This is a genomic window from Halomonas sp. CnH100-B, from assembly GCF_024124605.1.
Lineage (GTDB): Bacteria > Pseudomonadota > Gammaproteobacteria > Pseudomonadales > Halomonadaceae > Vreelandella.
On record NZ_JAMXRX010000001.1, the window covers coordinates 266004 to 291719 of the forward strand.

Sequence of the window (25716 nt, forward strand, 5' to 3'; positions counted from 1 at the left end):
CATCCAATAAGGAATTTTGCATGAGCGGTGAAGTCCTCATCAATTTAACGCCCATGGAGACCCGCGTTGCGCTGGTAGAAAACGGCGTATTGCAAGAGGCGCTGATCGAGCGCTCTCGCAGGCGCGGTATCGTAGGCAATATCTACAAAGGCAAAGTGGTGCGCGTACTGCCTGGCATGCAGGCTGCCTTTGTTGATATTGGCTTGGAGCGCGCAGCCTTTATCCATGCCCACGAGGTCATGCCGCCGGGCACGCCCAACGACGAACAGCAAACCATCGGGCAACTGCTCCATGAAGGCCAGGCGCTGGTCGTACAGGTCACCAAAGACCCCATCGGCACCAAAGGGGCGCGGTTGACCACGCACCTATCGATCCCTTCACGCTACCTCGTCTATATGCCCGACTCGCCTCATCACGGGGTGTCGCAGCGCATCGAGGATGAACGCGAGCGCGAGCGTTTGAAGACGCTGTTGGATAAGAGCATCGACGAACAAACCCTCGAGGTGACGGGCGGTTTCATCGTGCGCACGGCCGCAGAGGGCGTGGGCGATGAAGAGTTGGCCAGCGACATGTATTTCTTGCTGCGCATCTGGCGGAAGGTCAGCGAGCGCAAGATCACCGCCGCGCCGCCCAGTGTCATCTACGATGACTTGCCGCTGTTCATGCGCACCCTGCGAGACGTGATGCGCGATGACATTGAGAAAGTCCGCATCGACTCCCGGGAAAACTTCGTCAAGCTGGTCGAGTTTGCCGAAGAGTTCATGCCCGATGCGGTGGATCGTATCGAGTATTACCCGGGTGAGCGGCCGATTTTCGATCTCTATAGTGTCGAAGACGAGATCCAGAAAGCGCTAGGTCGCAAGGTGCAGCTGAAATCGGGAGGGTACTTGGTCATCGACCCCACCGAGGCCATGACCACCATCGATGTGAACACCGGTGGCTATGTGGGGCATCGCAACCTCGAAGAGACCATCTTCAAGACGAATTTGGAAGCGGCCACTGCCATTGCGCGCCAGCTTCGGCTGCGTAATTTGGGTGGTATCATCATTATCGACTTCATCGATATGGTGGACGTAGAGCACCAGCGCCAGGTGCTGCGGGTATTGGAAAAGGCGCTGGAGCGTGATCATGCGAAGACCAAATGTACCGGCGTCACCGAGCTTGGCTTGGTGCAGTTGACACGCAAGCGTACCCGGGAAAGTCTAGAGCAGACGCTCTGCGAAGCGTGTCCTACCTGTAGCGGTCGCGGTACGCTCAAAACCCCAGAAACCATCTGTTATGAAATCTTTCGGGAGATTCTTCGCGAGGAGCGAGCTTACAGCGCAGAGACCTATATGGTGCTGGCGTCTCAGCCGGTGGTGGATCGTCTGCTGGATGAAGAGTCTGCGGCCGTTGCGGACCTGGAGACCTTCATCAATAAAACGATTCGCTTCCAGGTAGAGCAGCACTACTCTCAAGAGCAGTACGACATCGTACTGATGTAATGATGTCACCTCGCTCGCTCGTTCGCGTCGGTCTGGTCAGCGTTGCGGCTGTATTGGCGACGCTGGCCGTACTGCTGCTGGCGCTGCGTATTTTGGCTAGTCAGGCGGATACCTTGACCCCACGCCTCGAAGCCCTGCTCGAAGCGCGTATTGGGGTGCCGGTGCATATCGATCGGCTTGCGCTCTCGTTAGAGCGCAACGATCTGCATGTAGAACTCGAGGGGCTTCGGTCGCAAACGCCCGCAGACGAAGCCTTGGTGGAAGTTGACCGCCTCTCGCTGCGCCTTGATGTGTGGGAAAGTCTGCGTCGGTTCGCGCCCATTTTCAGCGATGCGCGTATGTTTGGGCTTGGCTTTCATCTTTATCAGCAGCCGGATCGTGAGTGGAGCTGGCCCTCCCCAGCCAAGTTGCCTCTCGGCGTTACCCCCGAGCCCGACGTCGATCTTGCCTCCTTGGATGCCTGGGCGGAGCTTCTTTTACGGCAACGCGTTTGGGTCGACAATAGTCGCGTCACTCTGCACGGTCAGGAGCAGACCGTGATGCTTCACGCCCCTTCGCTTTTGCTCAACGGCGACCGACACCGCACTCGGCTAGAAGGGGCGCTGACGATCGTCGATGCCCCCGATGCCAGGGACGCCGAACTTCCGGCCATGACCATGCGCGCAGAGATGCAGCCGGGGCAGCGGGGGTTGCGTGATTTTTCGGCGACGCTGCAGCTCGATATGCAGCTCGACCATCTGGTGGTGCTAGCGGCGCTGTTCCGACCAGATCGCATGCCTTTTCTCGAGCAGGTAGGCGGCCAAGTGCAGCTGTGGGGGCACTGGCAAGAAGGCTCGCTGGCGGATGCGCGGCTGGCGCTGGATATTCCCGAGCTGACGTTGCGCAAAGACGTCGAATACGCCGTGCTGCGTAACATCCAGGCGACGGGGCAGTGGCTGCGGGATGGTGACGGTGGCGAGGCATGGCTTAGCGGCAATGCCGAGACCGTCGAGTGGGCACAACCCGAGGGCATCAGCGATGGCCCAGCGCTGCCGCGCCACTGGTATGTATCCCACCAGCCAGGGCAGTGGGAGTTGCGAACCAGTGCGTTCGAACTCTCCTCTCTAGCGGCGTGGCGTGAGTATGCAGTGCTGCCAGAATCCCTGACGCGGGTGCTGCAAACGCTCTCACCCCGGGGGCAGGTGCAGGGGTTGCGTCTGGGACAGCGAGACGGGCGCTGGGGCGTCGATGCGGCGCTCACCAACGTTGCCGTGCTGCCCTGGCAACAGGCGCCGGGCGGAGGGCCGTTGGATGCCTGGGTGCAAGCCCGCGACCTTCGTGGTCGCGTGACATTCAACAGTGCAGGCGACAGTACGCTCTACTTCCCCAAACTGTTTGACGTGCCGATGCAGCTTCGCCATGCGGAGGGCATCGTCGAGTGGGTGTACGACGGTCCTAATACCATGATCAGCGGCCGCGAACTGAACGTTGACTGGGATGGTGCCAAGGTCAGCGGTGGATTTGGCCTGATTACCGGGCAGCAGAACGGTCAGTTTGGCCTCGATATCGCCTTTGCCGACGTGGATGCGCGCACTCGTCCGCTCTCGCAATGGCTGCCGATGAAAGCGTTCGACCCTGCCCTGCGTGATTGGTTAGCAAACGGTATCGGTGGTCGCGTGCCGCAAGGCTCGCTGAAGCTGAGCCAGCCTCTGGGGCCCAATGCGTCATCCGAGCAGCTTTCGGCGACGCTGGCGCTAGCGGTCGAACAGGGGCGTTTGCCAATGGCCCCCGGTTGGCCCACGCTAGAAGAGATCGAAGGGCGCCTGCTCTGGCAAGGCGGGGTGCTACAAGCTGACGTGGCGAGTGCCCAGAGTCAGGGAGTCGACGTCACGAACGGCCTGGTACGCATGGAAGAGAAGCAGCCGCTTGCGCTGTCGGCAGATCTGAACAGTGACGGCGATGCCTTGTTGAGATTCCTCCAAGCCATGCCCGATACGGGCCCGCTACCGCTGGGCGATTTGGTGGCAGAGGGGCAGCTCGATGGCGACATCGCGCTGGTACTTCCACTAGACGCTCCTGAGACACTTCAGTTAGAGCTCAATGTGCGGCCAGCACTCGCGGTGATAGATGTCGTCTCCCTACCCATCACACTGCGGGATATCGATGGTGAGCTTCACTGGCAGCAAGTGGGGCCCGAGCACGCGTTGACCGGCGCGCTGAGCAGTCGGTGGCAGGGGGGGGATCTGCAAGCGACGTTCACGGCCGATGAGCGTGTAACGCTAGACGGGCGCGTGGCTTCCTCGGCGCTGTGGGCGCTGGCCGGGGTGCCCGCCGAACAGGCTCGTCAAGTCGTCGATGGTAGCGCCCAGTGGCAAGCAGAGATTGCGCTGTCGCCCAGCCCCGTAGTGACGTTGCAGAGCCGTTTGATCGGTGTGACCAGCGCGCTGCCGGCGCCTTTTGCCAAACGCAGTGAGGAGCCTTGGCCGCTGCGACTGCGCGCGGAGCTGGCGTCTGGGCAAGTCGCCATGCAGCTAGCCGATAAGGCTGCGGTCAGGGCGCAAACACTGGCAAGTGGAGAGCTGGCGGCTGATGTGGCCCTGGGTAGCGCGGTTCAGCGCCCCGGCTGGCCCCAAGACCCCGGCTGGCGTTTTGACGCGGGTTTTGACGTGCTGGATCCCATGGCATGGCAGGCGGCACTTGCACCGCTGATGTCGGCCGACAGCGCATCCGCCCAGGGCGATCACCCATCGTTCGACGTGCGGTTGCACACCGACTGTCTGATGTTTCGAGACACCTGCCTGGGTACGATCGATGCCTCCGGCACGCTCAGTGCAGAGCGAACGGCGCTGACGCTCAGCGGTGATATGTTGACAGGCCGAATTGATTATCAGCCAGCCAGCGCGCGCCCGCTGGATATCGCCATTTCCTCCCTAGTGCTGGATCCGCTTTTCGAGTTACTCTCCAAGCCGCACGATGCCAGTGCAGCCGCGCCTGACTCTTGGGTCGAGGCGGTCGACACCCAGCACGTCGATCCGGTGGCCATTCCCGACGGACTGGCGGACCTACCCAACGGCAGGTTGCGGCTAGCGGAGCTCAGCGTGGGCAATCGTCGCTTTGGGCCGCTCACGGCCTTCTGGCAAACCGATGATCGCCGTTTTTCGCTATCGCCGGTGGGGGTGACCCTTGGGCAGCTCTCTGCCCGGGGCGAGTTGGTATGGGAAGGCAATGCGGTGAATAGCCGAACCCGCGCCGATATCTCTATTCAAGGCGGGGACGTGGGCACGGCGCTGGAGCGCCTGGAACAGCCGGTGGCTATGCGCAGCCGAACGACGGATTTGTCTGCCAACCTCACTTGGCCCGGTGCACCCTGGCAAGTAGATTTGAGCCGCGCTGGTGGCGAGATGAGCGCAGATATTCGCGACGGCCGCTTCGTGACGCTCGAATCGACGCCAGCGCGCTTAGTGGGCCTGCTCAATTTTGATAATATTTTGCGCCGCCTGCGGTTCGACTTCTCTGATTTGACCGGCCAAGGCACGGCCTTTGATCGTGTTCACGGCACTGCCGACGTTGCCCAAGGGCAGTTACTGTTGCGTGGCCCCCTACAAATTGATGCACCCGCCACCACGCTGTCACTGACGGGAAGTGTTAACCTCTTACAGCGTGAACTTGACCAGCGTCTCGGCGTCACACTGCCCGTCAGCCAAAGTTTACCCATTGCCGCCATTGCGGTCGGTGCGCCCATCGTCGGCGGCGCGCTCTTCATTGCCGATCAGCTGTTCGGTGATGCGCTGGATCAAGCAACCACTATCTATTACCGCGTGCAAGGTCCCTGGACCTCGCCGCAAGTGACTTTAGAAGGCCCCCAATGACCGCACACAAAAGCGATATAGAGTCTGCTGTTTCCATTTTGCTTACCCCAGGTGGCCTCGATCTGAACGCTCTGGATACGGGCCTGGGCTATGCCATGGGAGCAGGTATCGATTATGCCGATCTCTATTTTCAGCGAACCTGGCAAGAGGGTTGGGTTCTGGAAGATGGTGAAGTCAAAGAGGCCAGCTATAACATCGACGGCGGTGTGGGCGTACGTTCACTGGCAGGCGAAAAAACGGGGTTTGCCTACTCCAACCAAATCACTGCCGATGCATTGATGGATACCGGACGCACGGCGGCGGGCATCGTTCGCAGTGGTAAGCAGTTGCCCGGCCAGAAAGTAACGCCGGTCAGTGCCGCCGCGCGCTATGCGGGCATCGACCCACTTGCCGGGCTATCGGCCGAAGAGAAGGTCGCGATGTTGAAAGAGGCCGACCGAGTAGCCCGAGCCGCCGACCCGAGTATCAGTCAGGTGAGCGCATCCCTGTCGGGGACTTACGAAGTCGTGCTGGTGCGTGCCAGCGACGGCACTCTCGCCGCGGACATTCGCCCCCTGGTGCGCTTTAACGTTAGTGTGATCGCGGCCAAGAACGGCCGCCGCGAGCGCGGTGGTGCGGGGGGCGGTGGTCGCTACTCCATGGCGCGCCTGCGCGACGAAGGCGTGGCCGAGCGCTACGCCAAAGAGGCAGTGCGTCAAGCGCTGGTCAACCTCGAAGCCATCGATGCACCGGCCGGGCAGATGCCGGTCGTGTTAGGCGCAGGCTGGCCGGGCATTCTGCTACACGAAGCCGTTGGCCATGGCTTGGAAGGCGATTTCAACCGCAAAGGCAGCTCGGCCTTTGCTGGCCGGATGGGGCAACAGGTCGCCGCCAAGGGCGTCACGGTGGTCGACGATGCGACGGTACCGGATAGCCGAGGTGCGCTCAGTGTGGACGACGAGGGCACGCCCGGTCAGTACACGCCGTTGATCGAAGACGGTATTTTGACGGGTTACATGCAGGATAAGCTGAACGCACGCCTGATGAAGATGGCGCCGACCGGCAACGCTCGTCGCGAGTCGTTTGCACACCTGCCGATGCCGCGTATGACCAACACGGTGATGCTGGCCGGACAGGATGACCCCGCCGATATCATCAAAAGCGTCAAGCGGGGCATCTACGCGGTGAGCTTCGGTGGCGGCCAGGTGGATATCACGTCGGGCAAGTTCGTCTTTTCGGCCAGCGAAGCTTACATGATCGAAGATGGCAAGATCACCGCACCGGTGAAGGGCGCGACGCTGATCGGCAACGGGCCTGAGGCCATGGGGCGGGTGTCGATGATCGGCCATGACATGGCGATGGACACCGGGATTGGCGTGTGCGGTAAAGAGGGGCAGGGCGTGCCGGTCGGTGTGGGTCAGCCCACCCTGAAACTGGATGAACTGACTGTCGGCGGCACGCAGTCTTCTTGAGCGGCCTGTTAAAGCGCTAGTGTCTCGCGCAGGTGCTTGAACAGCTTGCGCGAGCTGGTGGGCGGCTTGCCCTGCTCGCGCTCTTTGCGGGCGTTGCGCACGAGTTGGCGCAGCGCTTGTCGGTCCGCATTGGGGTAATCGGCCATGAACAGATCGACGGCGTCATCGCCCTCGTCGACCATTCGATCCCGCCACTTCTCGAGGCGATGAAACGCATGGTCGCGCTGCTCTTTTTCCTGCTCGATGGCATCGAACACGCCCTGGATGGCCGTTAGATCCTCTTTGCGGATGAGCTTGCCAACGTACTGCATATGACGGCGGCGGCCCTCATGCGAGCGGATGCGGGCGGTTTCATCGATGGCACGCAGCATGTCGTCCGACAGGGGGAAGCGGGCGCGTTCGGCAGGGTTCATGGCAATCAGCGTTTCGCCTAGCGCCTGCAAAGCATGCATCTCACGCTTTAGCTGCGATTTACTGGGACGCTCTTCCTGTTCGTCGATGTCGATTGGCTCGGGGCGTTGCTTGGGCATATAAGAACTCACTGATTAGATTCGTTTGCAGCATTATATCAGGCTGAGACCACAACATTGATTCGCCAACGCGATTCAGGCGAAAAGGAGGCCAAATGGCACAGGCATTTGATGCATCGGCGCAGCAGGCACTGCTGACACAGCGCGCTGAGGAAGCGCTTGCCCTCGCAAAGCAGCTAGGAGCAGATGCCGCTGAAGTGGGCGCCAGCGTTGACCAGGGCATGGGTGTCAGCGTTCGTTTGGGCGAGGTGGAAACCGTTGAACTATCTCGGGATCAAGGCATTGCGGTGACGCTTTACGTGGGCAAACGGAAGGGAAGTGCGTCTTCTACCGATGCCAGCAGCGCCTCGATTCGTGCCACGGTAGAAAAGGCGCTGGCGATTGCCCGCTATACGGGCGAAGACCCCGCCGCCGGTCTGGCAGAGGCAGCGTTAATGGCCACCGATCTCCCCGATCTAAAAGTGCATCACCCTTGGGCGCTCTCGACGGAGGAGGCCATCGATTTGGCGCTGCGCTGTGAGCAGGCAGGTCGCCGCGTCGAGGGGATCCATCAGTCGGAAGGGGCATCGCTTTCAAGTGGCGAGGGCGTGCGCGTTTATGCCAATAGCCACGGCTTTCTGGGGACTCAGAAAGGCAGCAATCACTCGCTCTCCTGCATGCTGATCGCTCAGGATGACCAAGGCATGCAGCGTGATTATGACTATACGGCGGCACGGAATCCGCTCCATTTACGCCAGCCCGAAGACGTGGGGCAAGAGGCCGCAGCGCGTACGCTACGGCGACTGGGCGCGCGTCGACCGCCGACCGGTACCTTTCCGGTGCTGTTCGACCCGACGCTGGCCAGCGGCCTGATCGGTCATCTTATGGGTGCTTTGGCAGGCGGAGCGCTTTACCGCGAAGCCTCCTTTCTATGCGACCGCCTGGGGACACCGCTTTTTCCCGAGTGGTTTGGATTGGAAGAGCGACCCATGGAAGTGGGGGCGACGGCGAGTTCGCCATTCGATGCCGAGGGGGTGCAAACCCGCAATAATCGTTTCATCGATCAGGGGCAGGTCGCCAGCTACATGCTCTCTGCCTACAGCGCACGGCGTTTAGGCATGCACTCGACAGGCAATGCAGGCGGCGCACGTAACCTACGCTTGCTGGCTCCTTTGACACCGCGTGCCGAGCTCTTGAAACAGATGGGGCGCGGTATCTGGGTCACCGAACTCATGGGCCAGGGGGTGAATGGGGTGACCGGTGATTACTCGCGAGGCGCGGCGGGTTTTTGGATCGAAAACGGTGAGGTTCAGTACCCAATCGAGGAGTTCACGATCGCCGGTAACCTGAACAAGATGTTTGCAGGACTAAGCGCTGTGGGCGATGACACGGATACCCGTGGCAGCATTCACACGGGCAGTTGGCTTGTGGATGCGATGACCGTCGCTGGCAGCTAATCGTTGACGCGGAGTCGGTTACTGGTCTTCGTCAAACCGCGCGTCGAACAGCGCTTCGATGGCATCGAGCGCTTGTTCGGCGTCTTCCCCTTCCGCAGCTACAGTGAGCTCGGTGCCGCAGGGCGCCGCGAGCATCAGCAGCGACATGATATTAGCGGCATCGGCTTTTTGCTGCTGCTTGTATACGTGGATGCTGGCAGAAAACTGCTGGCCACACTGAACCAATTTGGTGGCCGCGCGGGCATGGAGGCCGCGCTGGTTGGTAAGGGTTAACGTTCTTTCGGGCACTCTGGTTCCTTTTTGCCGAGTGGGTCTTTGAATAAAAAGGCTTAGGGCGTACGGGTGGTCGCGGTGGTGGGGCTTGGCGCCACGGGCTCTTCGCTCAGCGTGTACTGCAGCCCCAGTTCGCGATGTCTCAACTGCACTTCTCCGGTCTGCTTAACGAGCCGCTGGGCGAGCTGCTCCACCATGTAGACGGAGCGGTGCTGGCCGCCCGTGCAGCCGATAGCTACGGTCATGTAGCTACGTTGGCTGTTTTGGTAGGCCGGTAACCACTTCTCCAGCCAAGCCTGAATATCGCTGGCCATGGCTTCCACTACCGGGTAACCGCTCAAGAAAGCGACGATATTGGCATCGCGGCCAGTATATTGCCGAAGGGTAGGGTCCCAGTATGGGTTGGGCAGACAGCGTACGTCGAAGACCAAATCCGCATCCAGCGGAACGCCGCGTTTATAGCCGAAGGACTCAAAGGTGAGCGTGAGCTGATGCTGGCGCTGGTGGGCCACTTGATCGGTAATGCGGCGGCGCAAATCGTGCACGGAGAGCCGAGACGTATCGATCAATAAATCGGCGAGATCGCGTATTTCATGTAGCGTTTCCTCCTCTTTGTTGATCGCCTCTTCCAGCGTCATTTCGCTGTCGCGAGTGAGGGGGTGGCGACGACGAGTGGCGGAGTAGCGCTCCAGCAGAATGCGTGCGTCCGTGGTTAGATAGATCACCTGAAAACGAATGTCTCGCTGGCGTAGCTCTTCCAACAGCGCTGGCAGACGCTCCAGCGCGATGGGGAGGTTGCGCGCATCGATGCTAACGGCAATACGAGTGCGTTCTCCTTGAGCGCGCAGCTCATCGATCAGCGAGCCCAGCAGCATGGCAGGTAAGTTATCGATCGCATAATAGCCAAGATCCTCCAGCGCTTGTAAGGCGATAGATTTACCGGACCCCGAACGGCCGCTAATGATCACCAGTTGCATAGCGTCTCTCTTGGCGTATGAGCGTAGGAAATAAACAGTGATGGACGTGTGAGTATCTTACGCGGCCTGTTCGCGTATCTTGGCCGTCATCAGGGTCAATAGCTCTTTTTGACTGCTGGCTTTGCGTAACTGTTGACGGGTATTCGCATCGTTCATGATCGTCGCGACTTGCCCAAGCAGAGCGAGATGCGTGTCGTCCGCCTCTTCGGGTACGAGCAACACGAACACTAGATCGACGGGGTCGCCATCGATGGCATCGAAATCGACCGGCTCGGCAAGTTTCAAAAAGCCAGCGATGGGCGAGCTACAGTGCGGGCTACGTGCGTGGGGGATGGCAACGCCGTTGCCAATTCCCGTGCTGCCGAGACGCTCGCGTCCAATCAGGCGGCTAAACACTTCTTGGCTATCGAGGCTGGGTGTGTTTTGGGCGATGAAGGTGCTGAAAAACTCCAGCACCCGTTTTTTGCTGCCCCCGGGCACGTCGTAGAGCACGCGCTCCGGGGGGAGGATGGTTTCCAACGTCATTGAGTTAACGCACGCCTGCGCCCTGGGCGCGAGCTTGTGCTTTTTCCTTGTGTTTAACGAGTTGACGATCGATTTTGTCTGCGAGCGCATCGATAGCGGCATACATATCGTTATCGAGGGCTTCGGCATGAAGGTCGGCACCGGCGGCATGCAGCGTACAGGCTGCCTGCTGGCGTTCTTTCTCGACAGATAAGGTCACTTGCACCGTGGTGATGTTGTCATAGTGGCGTTCGACGCGTTCCAGCTTTTCGTTAACGTAGTCACGCAAGGCGTCAGTCAGTTCAACGTGATGACCAGTGATGTTTACTTGCATTGACGTGCTCCTTATCCATCGGGCTGTACTTCGATTGTAACCCTTTTTGCGCTATTGCAAAGCCCCTGCGTCGAGTTTGTCATGCCCTACCGTTTAACTAGCGTAAACGGCGGCGCTCACTGGACGAGGGAATACCCATTGACTCGCGATATTTCGCTACCGTACGCCGGGCAACGCTGATGCCTCCCTCCTCAAGGAGGGTCACCAGGCGACTATCGGAGAGCGGTTTACCCGACGGCTCCTCTTGTATCAGTTTTTTGATCCGTGCACGAATGGCGGTGCTGGAGTGGCTATCGCCGCCATCGTGGCTGCTGACTTGGCTCGAGAAGAAGTACTTCAACTCGAACACGCCTCGTGGCGTATGTATGAATTTCTGCGTCGTCACACGGGAGATCGTGGACTCGTGCATCTCCACGGCCTCGGCGATGTCGGCCAGGATCAGCGGTTTCATGGCCTCTTCGCCGTGCTCTAGAAAGCCGATCTGGCGGGCGATGATTTCACGACCTACTCGCAGAAGCGTGTCATTACGGCTGGAAAGGCTTTTGATCAGCCAGCGAGCTTCTTGGAGGTGCTCTTTCAAGAACTGGTTGTCTTGGCTCTTGTCGGCACGTTTGATCAAACTGGCGTAATCGGGCTGGATACGCAGGCGCGGCAGCGCCTCCGGGTTGAGCTCTAAGTGCCAGCCCTCGTTGTCATGGCGCACGACCAAATCGGGCGTGATATAGCTGTCGTCGGTCACGCCGTAGGCGCTGCCTGGGCGTGGGTCAAGGCTGCGAATTAAACGGATGACGTCGTCCAACTGCTCGTCATCCAGGCTCAGGCGGCGCTTGAGTAGCCGTAAATCGTCTTTGCCCAAGGCTTCGAGAAACTGACGCACCAAGCGTTTTGCGGGCATCAATAGCGGGGTGTCTTCAGGCAGCGCGGCCAGCTGAAGCATCAGGCACTCGCGCAGGTCGCGGGCAAACACGCCGGTGGGCTCGAACTGTTGTAAGCGCAACAGGGTGTTTTCTACTTCACGCTGGCTCAGGCTGTCGTGGCCTTGCGCCTTGAGGCCTTCGCGGATGTCGTTGAGCGGTTGAGTGAGATAGCCGTTGGCATCCAGTGCATCGATCAGGCTTTCGGCAATGGCATAGTCGCGGGGAGAGAAGTCGGTCATGGCCAATTGCCATAACAGATGGCCATGAAGGCTTTGGCCTGCGGCTTGGCGCTCGAAGTCGGGTCCTTCGCTGCTACCGCCCAAGCTACCCATGTCTTGGTAGGTGTCCGACCAGTCGCTGTCTACGGAGAGTTCGTTGGGAATGCTGTCCGACCACTCGGCCTCTTGAGGCTCGCTAACAGCCTGTTCGCCAAACTCATCCTCTTGTTCGAGCATGGGGTTAGCGTCCAGCGCTTGCTGAATTTCTTGACGGAGGTCCAGCGTGGAGAGCTGTAGCAGGGCAATGGCCTGCTGCAGCTGAGGTGTCATGGTCAGCTGTGTGCCGATACGCAATTGGAGAGAAGCTTTCATGACCATCTGAGAACCACTCGTTAATCAGAAAGCTCCACCCTAGAGCGAGTTATGACTCTGTGCAAGTGCAATAAGCATGCCACTAAAAGAAAAGTTTGGTCAGGCCAGAGTTTAGAGGCGGAAGTCTGCGCCTAGATAGACATCACGAACCTTCTGGTTATTGAGGATCTCCTGGGCGTTTCCACTGGCGATGATATGGCCGTCGCCAACGATGTAGGCAATGTCACAAATATCCAGGGTTTCGCGCACGTTATGGTCAGTGATCAAGACGCCGATGTGGCGTTTTTTCAGTGCGCGGATGATGGTTTTGATTTCACCCACTGAAATAGGGTCGACCCCGGCAAACGGCTCGTCGAGCAGAATGAATGCGGGCTCGGTAGCGAGTGAGCGAGCGATCTCCACTCGGCGGCGCTCGCCCCCTGAGAGGCTCATGCCCAGGTTGTCGCGAATGTGGGTAATATGGAAATCTTCGAGCAGTGACTCGAGGCGTGCTTCCCGAGCGCTACGGTCCAGCGCTTTGCGCGTCTCGAGAATCGCCATGATGTTATCGGCCACCGAGAGCTTGCGGAAAATGGAGGCTTCCTGGGGGAGGTAGCCAATCCCGGCCATGGCGCGCTCGTGCATGGGCGCATGGGTCAGGTCGACGTCGTCGATACCGACGCTACCGGCATCGGATTTGACCAGTCCAACGATCATGTAAAACGACGTGGTTTTACCCGCCCCGTTGGGCCCCAGCAGGCCGACGACGCTACCCTGAGCGATTTCCAGGTTGATATCTTTCACGACCCGACGGCGTTTGTAGCTCTTCGCTAGGTGATGGGCGTAGAGCGTTTTGACAGGTGCGGAATCTGCAGAGGTTGATGCTGCCACGTGGCCGCTCCCTATTGTTCGGGCTGAAGAGTCATGCGAATGCGCTGGTTGTCGCTACCGCTCACGTCGGAGCGTGCTTGCACCACTTCCTGGTCGATGAAGTACTCCAAACGCCCCCCTTGGAAACGGTCGCCTTGCTGGGTCAGTTCGGCTTGGTCGATCAGCTCGACACGGCGTTCGGCGACATGGTAAACGATACGACGCGCCCAGCCCTCCATGGGGGTTTCTTGATCTTCGAGCTGATTGCGCAGGTAGGCGCGCTCACCCGTGGCAATGGCGCGTGACAGCTCGCCTGCGTCGTTGCGCTGAATTTCGACGCGTTCGCCGCGCAGTTGCATCTCGCCCTGGCGAATGTCCACGTTGCCTGAGTAAACAGCGGTGCCAGCGCGCTGGTCGAGGTCCAGGCGGTCGGCTTCGACCTCGATGGGGGCTTGGCTTTGTGCCATGGCCGCCGTGGCGAGGGGTAGGGTTAACGTAAAGAGTGCAGTGCGGAGAGAGGCGTTCATCGCGACTCCTCAGGGTTACGAGTGGCAGGCGGGTGGACGCCGCGCACGTTATTGGTCAGGCGGACTTGGCTGTCATCGAGCCAAACGTCCATGCGGGAGGCTTCCATGCGCTGCGGCGGCTGCTGCAACAGCACGGGCGTATCGCTCCAGGCATGGCGCGTCACGCCATCGTAGTTTAATTGCTGCGTGTCGAGCTGCCAGCCCTCTTCGGGAGCCAGTAGCCGGGCAGACCCTCTTAGCGTCAGGGCCTGGGAATCGGTATTCAAGGTGCCGGTGTCTGCCGTGGCCAGCCACTCTCGCTGTTCGCTGTCGAACAGCGTCGCGCGCGGCGACATGACATCGGTCATGGCCGTTTGAGGCGTATGGACCAGTCGAGGCGTGACCAGCGACTGCTGGATAGCGCCTGTCTCGCCAAACAGGGTAATTTCGGCGTTCTCCAACACATGCCCAGGCTCCTGGGCACGGGCCTCCTGATCGATCTCACCCTCTTGCGGGCCGCGCGGGTCCAGCCAGACCAGCAGTCCGCCCAGGGCCACGACCATCGCCGTGATCCACACCCGTTTTCTGACTCTGAGACCCATCACGAGTGCCTGTGAAGATACGTGTCGAGCACGGCATCCCAGTGCCCTTGCGAAGTGAGCAGCGTATCGCAAATTTCACGTACCGCGCCGTGGCCGCCTAGCCGTTCCGTGATCCAATCGGCATGGGTGTGCATGTAATCAGGCGCATTGGGGACCGTGATGCCGACGCCGCAGCGCTTGATGGGAGCGAGGTCAGGCAGGTCATCACCGCAGTAGGCCACCTGCTCGAGGGTGATATCCAGTCGTTGGCAAAGCGCGCGAAGCGTCGTGAGCTTATCTTCGCAGCCTTGGTGAACGTGGCTAATGCCGAGCGCCGCCGCGCGCTGGCTGACCATGGGCGAATCGCGTCCGGTAATCAGTGCCACGTGAATGCCGACCCGCTTGAGCAGTTTCAAACCATGCCCGTCTTGGGTGTGAAACGCTTTGATTTCGATGCCGTCCGCCTGAAAGTAGAGGCGGCCATCCGTCAAGACGCCATCTACGTCTAGCGCGAGGAGTTTTACACGGCGAAGTCGGTCGAGTAGTGCATCGGGTAGGGCCATATAGCCTCCTTAACATCCATGGCGAAAAGCGTTATCACGCAGTTAAATCACACCGCTGGCTAGCAGATCGTGCATATGTAGCGCGCCGATGGGGCGCTGCTGCTCGTCGACGACAGCGAGCGCGGTTATCCGGCTATCTTCCATAATACGAACGGCCTCGGCAGCCAGTACGTCAGGGCCGATACGTTTGCCTGGGCGCGTCATGACATCGTCGACGCGCACGTCGCGCAGGTCATGAAATTGATCTAATGTGCGCCGCAGGTCGCCATCGGTATAGACGCCCGCCAAACGGCCTTCGCTGTCGATGACGCAAGTGAACCCCAGCCCTTGGCGCGTGATCTCCAATAGTGCATCGCGCAGCGGGCTTCCCAAAGCGACCTGGGGAAGCCTTGAGCCATCGTGCATTAGGTCACGCACCCGCAACAGCAGGCGCTTACCCAGACTGCCACCCGGATGGGACAGCGCAAAATCCTCGGCGGTAAAGCCGCGTGCTTCGAGTAGGGCAACGGCCAGGGCGTCGCCAAGAGCCAGTGCCGCCGTGGTTGAGCTAGTAGGCGCGAGGTCCAGTGGGCACGCCTCGCGTTCCACGCCGCTGTCTAAATGGGCATCGGCGTGGCGGGCAAGGGTAGAGCCTGGACGCCCGGTCATGCTGACCAGCGGGGTGCCAAGCCTTTTAAGGAGTGGTAGGAGCGCCGTCACTTCGGCGGTTTCGCCGGAGTTGGAGAGCGCGAGTACTACATCGGTACGGGTAATCATGCCCAAGTCGCCGTGACTGGCTTCACCTGGGTGTACAAAAAAGGCGGGCGTGCCGGTACTCGCCAGCGTCGCTGCAAGTTTGCCCGCGATGTGTCCTGACTTGCCCATGCCGGTGACGACCACCCGGCCTTGACAGGCGAGGATGAGCTGGCAGGCGTGATCGAACTGTTCGTCCAGTTTGGCCTGAAGGCCGCCGATGGCCGCTTGCTCAATTTGCAGCGTTCGCAGCGCACTTTCACGCAGTTGGCTGGGTGTAGAGAGTGGCTGGCCCATGGCATGTCTCGTTTTCATAGAGTGAATAGGTAGCGAGTAAGAATAACATCTTGCGGCGCTATTTAGCTAAAGCGCGGCAAACTCACCAGCCCCATGGCGATGCACACGCCATAAAAGGTTGGCGTAGTCATCATTTGCGCCGCTGTTACTGAGAGTAGCGTTAAGATACGATGTTCGATAATATTTCGAAAACACTGTTTTTTAAACTGCCCCGTGACTTGTCGGTTTATACTGACGCGTTCTGGCATCAACGATGAAGGTCAATCAGCATATGACGGATGTTCCCTTCATACAGGTCGAAGACGTCTACTTTTCTCGCGGTGAAAGCGAGATCTTTCGCGGTGTGAGTATGACCATCCCTCGCGGTCAAGTAACGGCCATCATGGGGCCAAGCGGTACGGGTAAAACGACACTCTTGAAGCTCATCGGTGGCCAGCTGACGCCCGATCGTGGTCGGATCTTGGTCGATGGACAGGATGTACACCGGCTGTCACGTAAAGCGCTGTTCGCACTGCGCAAGCGCATGGGCATGCTGTTTCAAAGCGGGGCCCTGTTTTCGGATCTGGACGTTTTCGAAAACGTGGCCTTTCCGCTACGTGTTCATACGGATTTGCCAGACGCGATGATTCGCGACCTGGTGCTGCTAAAACTCCAAGCGGTAGGACTGCGGGGCGCGAAGCACTTAACGCCTGCCGAACTGTCTGGAGGGATGGCGCGTCGGGTAGCGCTAGCGCGTGCCGTAGCGCTGGACCCCGAACTGATTCTTTACGACGAGCCGTTCGTCGGCCAGGACCCCATTTCCATGGGCGTGCTGGTGCAGTTGATCAAGCGGCTCAATCAGGCGCTGTCGCTGACATCGGTGGTGGTCTCTCACGATATCAAAGAGACGTTGAGTATCGCGGATTACCTCTACTTGATCGCCGATGGGCAGGTGGTGGCCCACGGCTCCCCAAGCACGCTGGAGACGAATCAGGACCCTCGGGTCAGCCAGTTCATGCACGGCGAGCCAGATGGCCCGGTACCGTTTCACTATCCCGCAGAGACGCTCTATCGGGATATCCTCGGCCACGATTTAGCAATAAAGGCAGGGTAGATGCAGTCCAAATTTTCTCACTACGCGGCGCGAGTGACCCGCCTGGGGCGCAAAGGGTGCGACGTGGTCGAAGCGCTAGGACGCGCCACGGTGTTTCTAGTGCAGTCGGCCGTGGGGGTGCCGTCGCGGGAGGGATGGTCGCTTTGGCTACGCCAAATGCACTTCGTGGGCGTCTTGTCGCTGGCCATCGTGTTGGTGTCGGGGCTTTTCATTGGCATGGTGCTGGCGCTGCAGGGGTATACCATTTTGGTGGATTTCGGTGCCGAGGAGGCACTTGGCCAAATGGTCGCCCTCTCACTGCTGCGTGAACTTGCCCCAGTGGTTGCGGCGCTGCTCTTTGCTGGACGGGCAGGGTCTGCCTTGACCGCCGAAATTGGCTTGATGAAAGCCACCGAGCAGCTCACCAGTATGGAAATGATTGGTGTCGACCCGCTGCGGCGTGTCGTGGCTCCCAGGCTTTGGGCGGGCTTCGTCGCGCTGCCCATTCTGACCGTCGGTTTTAGCGTTGTGGGTATTTGGGGCGGCTACTTGGTGGGCGTCGAGTGGCTGGGCGTTTTCGAAGGCTCGTACTGGAGCAACATGCAAGCCAGCGTGTCGTTTTTCGATGACATCGGTAACGGCATGATCAAAAGCGTGGTCTTTGCCCTCGTCGTGACCTGGATTGCCGTGTTTCAAGGATATGACCTAGTGCCGACCTCGGAGGGGATTTCCCGCGCCACCACACGCACGGTGGTGTACTCCTCGCTGGCCGTGCTCGGGCTGGATTTCGTTTTAACCGCCGTCATGTTCGGCGGCCTTTAAGGGTGGAGTAGTCTCATGAAACGCAGCAAAACCGTAGAGTTTGGCGTTGGTCTCTTTATGTTGGCCGGCATCGTTGGGCTAGTGTTTCTTGGCCTGCGTGTCAGCGGTTTGACGCTATCGGCGCCCTCCGACACGTTTCGCCTGGAGGCCAACTTTGCCAACATCGGCGGTTTGAAGCCGCGCGCACGGGTCACCATGGCAGGCGTTACGGTAGGCCGGGTAGAGGCCATCGAGCTGGATACGGAGTGGTACGACGCGCGCGTCATCCTCAGCCTGGATAGTGAGCTGGAGGGTCAGCTTTCCCAAGATACCACCGCCGCCATTTTGACGGCCGGCCTGCTGGGAGAGCAGTACATAGGGCTCAGCGTTGGCGGTGCGCCAGAGGTGCTGGAGGAAGGTGACGTCATCCGCGATACCCAGTCCGCACTGGTGTTGGAAGAACTTATTCAGCAATTCGTATCCAATATGGTCAGCAACTAGCTGCCATCCGTTATCTTCATTCAAGAGGTCGAGATGATGTTCAACGTTTATTCTGCTTTCGTTCAGCGCGTTGCGTTGGCCGCTCTGCTCATGCTGGCACCGCTGCTGGCTCAGGCGCAAACCCAATCTCCCGAAGAGATGATTCGTGACAACATCGAATCCTTCATGAGTCAAATCGATGGCAAGAAGGAGTATTACGCCAACAACCTGGATGAACTGAAGGCGCTGGTGAACGAGAGTCTCGATGACGTAGCAGATTTTCGCTATATCGGTGCCAGTGTGATGGGGAGCTATTTCCGCAACGCAACGCCGGAACAGCGGAGTCAGTTTGCCACCGTGTTTCGTCAAACGCTCATCGACACGTACACCCGTGGTTTGGTGACGTTTGATTATGATGAGCTGCGCGTATTGAGCGAGCAGCGCGGACAACGCTATGACGATCAAGCCAGTGTGGATATGGAAATCGTGGCGAGCAATGGTCAAGTGTATCCGGTGAGCTACAGCCTGCGTCTGTCTGATGGCCAGTGGCGCGTGGTGAACGTGATCGTCAACGGCATCAATCTGGGGCTGACCTTCCGCAACCAGTTCGATCAGGCCATGCGTGACAATAACCGTGACTACGATGCGGTCATCCGCGGTTGGGCGCCCGAAATCGGCGTCGATGAGCTGGAGCAGGGAGGCGACGCGTGACATCGCTCCTCTCTCGCTCAGAGGTGACGCTGTCCGTGCAGGACGATACGCTGCTGGTCGCGGGCGATTTGGTCATGAGTGCCGCCGCCGACGTGGCCGCTCGGGGCGTTCAGTGGCTGCGTGAATTCGAGCGTTCATCAGTGCGTTTGGATTTTGCGCAAATCAGCAAAGCAAGCAGCGTGGCGCTTAGCGTTCTGTTCGAGTGGCTGCGTGCTTGCCAAGCGCTTCAGATCACGGTGCGGTCCATCGTATTGTCGCCGCCACTGCAGCGGTTGGCGTCTCTGGCAGAGCTGGACGCACTGACCGCTTGAGACGTCTCTGCCTGATATGCGCAACCCCAAGAGCAGCCTACGGGCTGCTCTCTTCATTGGCGGCGTGGCTCAGCATCGCCAAGTGAGCTGCTTTTCTTTATCATGTCTCCCTATTGCTTACCATTTCAACGACCCCAAAGGAGTTTCCTGTCTCATGCAACCCAACGAGGTAAAAGCACTGCTTGAATCCCGCATCGATGGGTGTGAGTTCCACATCCAGGGTGAAGGCTGCAATTTTCAGGTGATTGCGGTTGGTGAAGCCTTTGAAGGTCTTTCTCCAGTGAAGCGTCAGCAGCTCGTTTACGCCGCGCTCAGCGAAGAGATCGCGTCGGGCGCACTGCACGCTATCAGTATCAAAACGTTTACTCCGACGCAGTGGCAAACTGCGGCGGAAAACGCTCAGTAACGGCCGCTCCATGGATAAACTCATTATTACGGGCAATGGCTCGGTCGATGGCGAAGTGTGGGCAAGCGGCGCAAAAAATGCGGCGCTTCCCATTTTGTGTGCCAGCCTATTGGCAGATGGTCCGGTGGTCATCGGTAATTTGCCGCATTTGCAGGATATTACCACCACGCTAGAGCTGCTCGGGCGGATGGGCGTCGAGCCGGTGATGGGCGAGAAGATGAGCATCCAGTTGGATGGTTCTCAGGTGACCCAGTGTCATGCACCCTACGAGCTCGTGAAGAAAATGCGCGCTTCCATTCTGGTGCTCGGCCCGCTGTTGGCACACTTTGGCAAGGCGGATGTCTCGCTGCCAGGCGGCTGCGCCATCGGCTCTCGCCCCGTGGACCTTCACCTGCGTGGTCTGGAGGCCATGGGGGCGGAGATTCATGTCGAGTCGGGCTACATTCGTGCCCGTGTCGACGGTCGCTTGAAAGGTGCGACGATCTTTTTCGACACTGTGACCGTGACCGGTACGGAAAACCTGCTGATGGCTGCAACGTTGGCAGAGGGGCGTACCATTCTCGAAAACGCCGCCCGTGAGCCTGAGGTCGTCGATCTGGCCGAGTGCCTGATCAAGATGGGCGCGAAGATCCGTGGTCACGGAACGGACACCATCGTCATCGATGGCGTCGCCTCACTGCACGGCTGTGAGCACGATGTCATGCCCGACCGTATCGAGACGGGCACCTTCTTGGTGGCCGCCGCTATGACAGGTGGGCGAGTGAAAGTAAAGCGCACGCGGGCCGATATTTTGGAAGCGGTGCTCGCCAAGCTGGAAGAGGCGGGCGCCGATATCGACAGCGGTGACGATTGGATTTCGCTGGACATGCACGGCAAACGCCCCAAAGCGGTCAATATCCGCACGGCGCCTTACCCCGCGTTCCCCACTGACATGCAGGCGCAGTTCGTCGCCATGAACGCTGTTGCCGAAGGACACTCACGAGTCGTTGAGACGATCTTCGAAAACCGCTTCATGCACGTGCAAGAGCTGAATCGTATGGGCGCGAACATCGTACTAGAGGGTAACGCTGCGTTGATCAAGGGCGTTGATAAGCTTTCTGGCGCTCCGGTCATGGCCACGGACCTTCGTGCTTCCGCATCGCTGGTCATTGCGGCCATGATGGCCGAAGGGGAGACGCTGGTCGATCGTATCTACCATATCGATCGTGGCTACGAGTGTATCGAGGAAAAATTACAGCTGCTGGGGGCGAAGATTCGCCGTATTCCCGGCTAAGCCACGCGGACAACACTGGCCTTAGACCATGAGTAAGCAACTGATTTTGGCCCTTTCCAAAGGGCGTATTTTGGATGAAACGCTGCCCTTGCTGGCAGATGCGGGCATTACGCCCGCCGAAGACTTGAGCAAAAGCCGCAAGCTGCTGTTCGATACCAACTTGCCCGATGTCAAGCTGGTGATCATTCGCGCCACCGACGTGCCCACCTACGTACAGTTAGGCGCGGCAGATGTGGGTATCGCCGGTAAAGACGTGCTGTTGGAGCACGGCGCGGAAGGTCTTTACGAGCCGCTCGATCTGGACATTGCTCGATGCAAGCTGATGACGGCAGGCGTGACCGGGCAGCCGCCTGCCAAAGCGCGCCGCCGTGTGGCCACCAAGTTCGTCAACGTCGCGCGTCGCTACTACGCCGAGCAGGGGATTCAGGCAGAGGTCATCAAGCTCTACGGAGCGATGGAGCTGGCTCCGCTCATGAACTTGGCCGATGAGATCGTCGATATCGTCGACACTGGCAATACGCTTCGCGCTAACGGCATGGAACCCCGCGAGCTCATCGCCCATATCAGCACGCGTTTGGTGGTCAATAAAGCGGCCATGACCATGAAGCACGACCGCATCAAGCCGCTGCTAGCGCGCCTGGAAAGTGCCGTGAAAAAGCGTCAGACGCAGCCTATCGAATGACACGAGGTTCATCATGAGCGATACAACCACAGCCACCATTGCCCGCCTCTCGACCCGTGACGCGGCCTTCCACCAGCGCCTCGATGCGCTGCTGGATTGGGAGGGCGTGTCTGATAAAGCGGTCCAGGCTCGTGTTGAAGAGATCTTGGCAGACGTCAAGCAGCGCGGTGATCAGGCCGTCATCGACGCCACGAACCGCTTTGACCGTCTGTCGGTCGCGTCCATGGATCAACTGTGTCTCTCCCCCGAGCAGTTGAAAAAAGCGTACGACGGTTTGCCAGAGGCCCAGCGAGAGGCGTTGGCCACGGCCGCCGAGCGCATCAAGCGCTACCATGAGCGGCAGAAACCGACCTCTTGGCAGTACGAAGAGGCTGACGGGACGGTGCTCGGCCAGAAAGTCACCCCGCTCGATCGGGCCGGTATTTATGTGCCGGGTGGCAAAGCGGCCTATCCGTCCTCGGTGTTGATGAATGCGATTCCTGCCCACGTAGCGGGCGTGCGTGAAATCGTCATGGTGGTGCCCACGCCGGATGGTGTGCTGAATGATCTGGTGCTGGCGGCAGCGCATCTGGCGGGCGTGGACTACGTGTTCACCATTGGTGGCGCTCAAGCCGTCGCTGCGCTGGCCTACGGCACGCAAAGTGTTCCTCGCGTCGATAAAATCGTGGGCCCAGGCAATATCTACGTCGCCACGGCCAAGCGAGCCGTGTTCGGTCAGGTGGGTATCGATATGATTGCCGGGCCTTCCGAAATCATGGTGGTGTCGGATGGGCAAACCGATCCGGATTGGATCGCTATGGACCTCTTCTCCCAAGCCGAGCATGACGAAGACGCGCAAGCGATTTTAGTGAGCTGGGACGCCGCGCATTTGGACGCTGTGGCGGCTTCCATCGAGCGGTTGCTGCCAACGCTAGAGCGCGAAGAGATTGCCCGCGCCTCGCTGAAACGCCGCGGCGCGCTGATTCTGTGTCACGATCAGGCTGAAGCGATCGAGATGATCAATCGCATTGCGCCAGAGCATCTTGAATTATCGGTCGCAGAGCCTGAGGCATGGCTAGACGATATCCGCCATGCGGGCGCGATCTTCATGGGTCGCCACACGTCGGAAGCGCTGGGGGATTACTGTGCAGGCCCGAACCATGTCCTGCCGACGTCCGGCACGGCGCGCTTCTCCTCGCCGCTAGGTGTGTACGATTTTCAAAAACGCTCTTCCATCATCCATTGCTCTCCAGAGGGCGCCTCCGAGCTGGGTAAAGTGGCTTCCGTGCTGGCGCGCGGGGAGTATCTTACTGCCCATGCGCGCTCGGCGGAGTATCGTATCCGCGACTGATAGGCAGTAAGAACGCCCCGGCAGGGCGGCTTAAGAGCCGCTCTGCCGATCGGCTGACGTAGCGTTGGTCGGTACGGGGCGCTCGCCTACCTCCAGCGTCATTTCCATGCGTTCGCCGCCGCGGACAATCGTCAGCGGTAGCGACGTACCGGGCGGGATCGAGGCGATATCGCTCATGGTCGCTCGGGCATCCAAGATGACTTGTCCGTCGATGGAGAGCAGTACGTCACCTGGCTGCAAGCCTGCCTGGGCGGCAGGGCCGCCGCTCACGACGCCTGCGACGATGACTCCCTGCGGCGTCCGTAATCCAAACGATGCGGCCAGCTCCCTTGAAAGAGCCTGGGCTTCGATGCCCAGCCACCCTCGAATGACCCGTCCGCGGGTGACCAGCTCGTCCAAAATGCTGTGCGCGAGATTGGCAGGAATCGCGAAACCAATCCCCTGGGAGCCGCCGGAGCGAGAGAAGATCGCCGTATTGATTCCCACCAATGCGCCGTCTGGGTTGACCAGCGCGCCGCCTGAGTTGCCGGGGTTAATGGCGGCGTCGGTCTGAATGAAGTCTTCATAAGCATTCAATCCCAGGTGGCTGCGCCCGGTGGCGCTGATAATACCCATGGTCACGGTTTGGCCAACGCCAAAGGGGTTGCCAATGGCCAGCGCCACATCGCCCACCGCGACCTCTTCTGAGTCGGCAAGCTCAATGACCGGTAAGTCGTCTAGGTCGATCCGGAGCACTGCCAGATCGCTTTCTGGATCGGTGCCGATGACTTCCGCGAGGGTTTCACGCCCGTCGCGAAGCGCGACCTGTATTTGGTCGGCGCCGTTGATCACATGATGGTTGGTCAATACGTAGCCGTCGTTGCTGACGATGACGCCAGACCCCAGGCTCGACAGCATGCGCTGGTGGGTCGTGGCATCGTCACCGCTGAAAAATTGGTTGAAGAAGGGATCGGACATCAGCGGGTGCTGGTCGCGCTCGACGATTCGAGATGAGTAGATGTTCACCACCGCAGGGGCGGCTTGATTGACGGCGTTGGAGTAGCTAGCAGGGCCTTGCTGCCGGGAAAGCGGGGCTGCTTGTTTGATATCCGGCGCCGGACGATTTGCACTGGGTTCGCTGCTGGTCGTTGGGACCAGTGCAGGGGGGGATTCGAAGGCGGTGGGAGCCTCCTCCGTTACCGGGGGCGTTTGACGGAATGGGTTGGGCAGCTGCTCGGGAAAGGCGAGCAGCACCACGGCCGCAAGCAGAAGCCCGGTCAAAATGGGCCATAAATAAGGCAGCACGAAGCGGTGCATGCGAAAGTTCCTCAGCGTGTGGCAGTCTAAACGGTCGCGAGGTTCGCGATAACGTAAAGCGAGTCTTACAATGGCGCTATGGTAACACCGAATGCCGCTGTGCCTCACGGGGGCTGGTTTAATTGCAAGAAGGAGAGAGCGTGAATCATCGTGATCAGTTAGTCGCTGCCTGCGACCACCAGTTACGCGCCACTCAATTCAAAGATTTTACGGTCAACGGCCTTCAGGTCGAGGGGCGTGAGCAGGTGCGTCGGGTCATGACAGGAGTGACGGCTTGCCAAGCGTTACTGGAAGAAGCCGTGGCATGGCAGGCCGACATGGTGCTCGTGCACCATGGCTATTTCTGGAAGAACGAGCCTGTCCCCATCACTGGCATGAAGCAGCGTCGAATCAAAACGTTGTTGGCCAATGATATCAGCCTGTTGGCTTACCATTTGCCGCTAGATGCCCATGCGGAGATGGGGAATAACGCGCAGTTGGCCAAGCGCTTGGGTTGGAAAGTCGAGGGATGTCTAGACGGAGAGTTGGGTGAAGGGCTGCTCTGGTCGGGACGGCTGGTGACGCCACAGAGTGTGTCAGCGTTGGCGCAGCAAGTTGGCGCTATCCTCGAACGCGAGCCGCTCGTCGTCGAGGCGCCAAGCCGTGAGGCCATCGAGCGGATTGCCTGGTGCACCGGTGGGGCACAAGACATGATTACGGCGGCCTACGAGGCCGGTGCCCAGGTGTTTATATCGGGCGAGATCTCTGAGCGAACGACCCACTTGGCCCGTGAAATGGGCATCCACTATCTAGCAGCGGGACACCACGCGACCGAACGTTACGGTGTTCAGGCCATGGGCGAATGGCTGGCCAGCGAGTTTGGCGTTGAACACCGTTTCGTCGATATCGATAATCCGGCCTAGCCGAGGGTGGGGAGCAGGTTGCTGACCAGGGCCACAACAGGGTGGGCCCTGGCACGCGGTGATAGCGTCACGCGTTTAGTAGCGTGGCGGCTGGGCAGCGGTGTTATCTGTGGCTCTGTTCTCTTTGAGGCCAAAGTCTTCCGATAGCGTCCCGTTTTTGCCAGCGGCGTAGTCCCGAGGCATGGCAACGCTTTGGTCGCCGTCAGGCGTGGCGGTCGGCTGAGAGGACGGTTTGACGCTCGTGAGTTTCCATTGGGCGGCTTCGCTCTCTACTTGCTGCTCTAGCTGGTCCGCCTCATGGCGAATATTCTCCAGGCGCTGCTGAATGCCGGTGAGGTGATGGCTCATCCCTTTCTTTAAATCGGCAATTTGGTGTTCACGCTCAAGCAGCGTCTGCTTGAGCGAAGCGACGTCTCGCGCACCTTTGCTGAAAAGCCGATAGCACCCAAGGCCAATGATGAATCCCACGGCCAAGCCAATGATTGCAAAAGTGAATGGCGAGCTTGCTTCCACAGTCCTTCTCCCTAAGTAATGCGCGCCGCTGTGTACAGGGCGTGACTTTAAAAACCGCCCCATTATA

27 protein-coding genes are annotated in these 25716 nt (G+C 59.5%); 14 read left to right on the forward strand and 13 right to left on the reverse strand.

The features are described 5' to 3' along the window. Positions 1 to 20: 20 nt before the first annotated feature. Genes rng through tldD form a run of 3 tightly spaced genes read left to right on the forward strand, consistent with a single transcriptional unit; the run spans position 21 to position 6783 of the window. On the forward strand, positions 21 to 1484 hold the full coding sequence (gene rng, locus NH398_RS01100) for a ribonuclease G (RefSeq protein WP_159342580.1): 1464 nt from the start codon (positions 21 to 23) through the stop codon (positions 1482 to 1484). Next, the gene (locus NH398_RS01105; RefSeq protein ID WP_366069886.1) at positions 1484 to 5332 is read left to right on the forward strand and encodes an AsmA-like C-terminal region-containing protein; all 3849 of its coding nucleotides are present in this window, start codon (positions 1484 to 1486) and stop codon (positions 5330 to 5332) included. Before rng ends, NH398_RS01105 begins: the two co-directional genes overlap by 1 nt. Further along, the gene (gene tldD / locus NH398_RS01110) at positions 5329 to 6783 is read left to right on the forward strand and encodes a metalloprotease TldD (protein ID WP_159342579.1); all 1455 of its coding nucleotides are present in this window, start codon (positions 5329 to 5331) and stop codon (positions 6781 to 6783) included. Before NH398_RS01105 ends, tldD begins: the two co-directional genes overlap by 4 nt. Before the next feature lie 8 nt (positions 6784 to 6791). Here the strand turns inward: tldD and yjgA are convergent, their stop codons facing one another. Further along, on the reverse strand, positions 6792 to 7313 hold the full coding sequence (gene yjgA, locus NH398_RS01115) for a ribosome biogenesis factor YjgA (RefSeq protein WP_159342578.1): 522 nt from the start codon (positions 7311 to 7313) through the stop codon (positions 6792 to 6794). 95 nt (positions 7314 to 7408) lie between these two features. On the opposite strand from yjgA, the gene pmbA reads away from it, so the two are divergent. Beyond that, positions 7409 to 8749, forward strand: coding sequence for a metalloprotease PmbA (gene pmbA, locus NH398_RS01120; RefSeq protein ID WP_159342577.1), 1341 nt, complete (start codon positions 7409 to 7411; stop codon positions 8747 to 8749). An 18-nt stretch (positions 8750 to 8767) separates the two neighbouring features. On the opposite strand, the gene NH398_RS01125 is transcribed toward pmbA, so the two are convergent. From NH398_RS01125 to NH398_RS01170, 10 genes are all read right to left on the reverse strand, one after another. Beyond that, entirely contained in the window at positions 8768 to 9037 is a 270-nt protein-coding gene (locus tag NH398_RS01125) for an HPr family phosphocarrier protein (protein ID WP_159342576.1), read from the reverse strand. Positions 9038 to 9078: 41 nt separating this feature from the next. Then, a complete protein-coding gene (rapZ, locus tag NH398_RS01130) occupies positions 9079 to 9999 on the reverse strand; it encodes an RNase adapter RapZ (RefSeq protein ID WP_159342575.1) in 921 nt (306 codons plus the stop codon). 57 nt (positions 10000 to 10056) lie between these two features. Further along, complete coding sequence (gene ptsN, locus NH398_RS01135; protein ID WP_253015958.1) at positions 10057 to 10524, reverse strand: PTS IIA-like nitrogen regulatory protein PtsN; 468 nt, start codon at positions 10522 to 10524, stop codon at positions 10057 to 10059. Between the two features lie 4 nt (positions 10525 to 10528). Continuing rightward, positions 10529 to 10837 (reverse strand): ribosome-associated translation inhibitor RaiA, encoded by a 309-nt coding sequence (raiA, locus tag NH398_RS01140; protein WP_027335376.1) that lies wholly within the window; start codon positions 10835 to 10837, stop codon positions 10529 to 10531. Positions 10838 to 10934: 97 nt separating this feature from the next. Then, positions 10935 to 12350, reverse strand: a complete 1416-nt coding sequence (locus NH398_RS01145) for an RNA polymerase factor sigma-54 (protein ID WP_253015960.1) — start codon at positions 12348 to 12350, stop codon at positions 10935 to 10937. A 105-nt stretch (positions 12351 to 12455) separates the two neighbouring features. Further along, the gene (gene lptB, locus NH398_RS01150; protein ID WP_159342573.1) at positions 12456 to 13214 is read right to left on the reverse strand and encodes an LPS export ABC transporter ATP-binding protein; all 759 of its coding nucleotides are present in this window, start codon (positions 13212 to 13214) and stop codon (positions 12456 to 12458) included. Positions 13215 to 13225: 11 nt separating this feature from the next. Continuing rightward, entirely contained in the window at positions 13226 to 13720 is a 495-nt protein-coding gene (gene lptA, locus NH398_RS01155) for a lipopolysaccharide transport periplasmic protein LptA (protein WP_253015962.1), read from the reverse strand. After that, positions 13717 to 14301, reverse strand: a complete 585-nt coding sequence (gene lptC / locus NH398_RS01160) for an LPS export ABC transporter periplasmic protein LptC (RefSeq protein ID WP_159342571.1) — start codon at positions 14299 to 14301, stop codon at positions 13717 to 13719. Before lptC ends, lptA begins: the two co-directional genes overlap by 4 nt. After that, positions 14301 to 14843, reverse strand: a complete 543-nt coding sequence (locus tag NH398_RS01165) for an HAD hydrolase family protein (RefSeq protein WP_159342570.1) — start codon at positions 14841 to 14843, stop codon at positions 14301 to 14303. The genes lptC and NH398_RS01165 overlap by 1 nt, the downstream gene beginning before the upstream one ends. A 42-nt stretch (positions 14844 to 14885) precedes the next feature. Next, complete coding sequence (locus tag NH398_RS01170; RefSeq protein WP_159342569.1) at positions 14886 to 15872, reverse strand: KpsF/GutQ family sugar-phosphate isomerase; 987 nt, start codon at positions 15870 to 15872, stop codon at positions 14886 to 14888. 271 nt (positions 15873 to 16143) lie between these two features. On the opposite strand from NH398_RS01170, the gene NH398_RS01175 reads away from it, so the two are divergent. The 9 genes from NH398_RS01175 to hisD all read left to right on the forward strand — a co-directional run bounded on the left by NH398_RS01175 (position 16144) and on the right by hisD (position 22938). Then, entirely contained in the window at positions 16144 to 16965 is an 822-nt protein-coding gene (locus tag NH398_RS01175; RefSeq protein ID WP_253015964.1) for an ATP-binding cassette domain-containing protein, read from the forward strand. Then, the gene (gene mlaE / locus NH398_RS01180; protein WP_159342567.1) at positions 16966 to 17766 is read left to right on the forward strand and encodes a lipid asymmetry maintenance ABC transporter permease subunit MlaE; all 801 of its coding nucleotides are present in this window, start codon (positions 16966 to 16968) and stop codon (positions 17764 to 17766) included. It abuts the gene before it with no gap. Between the two features lie 15 nt (positions 17767 to 17781). After that, positions 17782 to 18246, forward strand: a complete 465-nt coding sequence (gene mlaD, locus NH398_RS01185) for an outer membrane lipid asymmetry maintenance protein MlaD (protein ID WP_159342566.1) — start codon at positions 17782 to 17784, stop codon at positions 18244 to 18246. Positions 18247 to 18279: 33 nt separating this feature from the next. Continuing rightward, positions 18280 to 18936, forward strand: coding sequence for an ABC transporter substrate-binding protein (locus NH398_RS01190; protein WP_253015966.1), 657 nt, complete (start codon positions 18280 to 18282; stop codon positions 18934 to 18936). Then, on the forward strand, positions 18933 to 19247 hold the full coding sequence (locus NH398_RS01195) for an STAS domain-containing protein (protein WP_253015968.1): 315 nt from the start codon (positions 18933 to 18935) through the stop codon (positions 19245 to 19247). Before NH398_RS01190 ends, NH398_RS01195 begins: the two co-directional genes overlap by 4 nt. A 154-nt stretch (positions 19248 to 19401) precedes the next feature. Beyond that, the gene (locus tag NH398_RS01200; protein WP_044629957.1) at positions 19402 to 19653 is read left to right on the forward strand and encodes a BolA family protein; all 252 of its coding nucleotides are present in this window, start codon (positions 19402 to 19404) and stop codon (positions 19651 to 19653) included. Positions 19654 to 19663: 10 nt separating this feature from the next. Then, entirely contained in the window at positions 19664 to 20926 is a 1263-nt protein-coding gene (gene murA, locus NH398_RS01205) for a UDP-N-acetylglucosamine 1-carboxyvinyltransferase (RefSeq protein WP_159342564.1), read from the forward strand. A 28-nt stretch (positions 20927 to 20954) separates the two neighbouring features. Further along, complete coding sequence (gene hisG, locus NH398_RS01210; protein ID WP_159342563.1) at positions 20955 to 21608, forward strand: ATP phosphoribosyltransferase; 654 nt, start codon at positions 20955 to 20957, stop codon at positions 21606 to 21608. A gap of 13 nt (positions 21609 to 21621) precedes the next feature. Continuing rightward, positions 21622 to 22938 carry a histidinol dehydrogenase gene (hisD, locus tag NH398_RS01215; protein WP_253015970.1) on the forward strand — a complete coding sequence of 439 codons (1317 nt, stop codon included), beginning with the start codon at positions 21622 to 21624 and terminating at the stop codon, positions 22936 to 22938. Positions 22939 to 22968: 30 nt separating this feature from the next. Here the strand turns inward: hisD and NH398_RS01220 are convergent, their stop codons facing one another. Next, positions 22969 to 24234 carry a Do family serine endopeptidase gene (locus NH398_RS01220; RefSeq protein WP_253015972.1) on the reverse strand — a complete coding sequence of 422 codons (1266 nt, stop codon included), beginning with the start codon at positions 24232 to 24234 and terminating at the stop codon, positions 22969 to 22971. Between the two features lie 140 nt (positions 24235 to 24374). Between NH398_RS01220 and NH398_RS01225 the strand changes: the two genes are divergently transcribed. After that, positions 24375 to 25136, forward strand: a complete 762-nt coding sequence (locus tag NH398_RS01225; protein WP_253015974.1) for a Nif3-like dinuclear metal center hexameric protein — start codon at positions 24375 to 24377, stop codon at positions 25134 to 25136. 75 nt (positions 25137 to 25211) lie between these two features. Here the strand turns inward: NH398_RS01225 and NH398_RS01230 are convergent, their stop codons facing one another. Then, positions 25212 to 25649 carry a DUF1043 family protein gene (locus tag NH398_RS01230; protein WP_159342559.1) on the reverse strand — a complete coding sequence of 146 codons (438 nt, stop codon included), beginning with the start codon at positions 25647 to 25649 and terminating at the stop codon, positions 25212 to 25214. Positions 25650 to 25716: the final 67 nt, after the last annotated feature.